This is a genomic window from Psychrobacter sp. 78a-MNA-CIBAN-0178 (assembly GCF_040309625.1).
Taxonomy (GTDB): Bacteria; Pseudomonadota; Gammaproteobacteria; order Pseudomonadales; family Moraxellaceae; genus Psychrobacter; species Psychrobacter okhotskensis.
On the sequence record NZ_JBEOOZ010000213.1, the window covers coordinates 1 to 236 of the forward strand.

The window sequence follows — 236 nt, forward strand, 5'->3', positions numbered from 1 at the left end:
GGCCAACAAGCCAAGTCTAAATCTCGTGTCCAGCGTTTTGAAGAATTGAACTCACAAGAATTCCAAAAACGTAATGAGACCTCTGAGATTTATATTCCGCCTGGTCCGCGTTTGGGCAATAAAGTCATTGAAATCAATGATATCTCCAAGTCCTTTGGCGACCGTTTATTGTATGAAAACCTGAGCTTTAATGTCCCAGCGGGTGCTATCGTCGGTATTATTGGTCCCAATGGTGC

1 pseudogene is annotated in these 236 nt (G+C 43.6%); it reads left to right on the top strand.

Annotation, left to right across the window (positions count from 1 at the left end):
* Window positions 1–236: pseudogene (locus AAEY80_RS14880) on the top strand (energy-dependent translational throttle protein EttA); the annotation flags it as partial.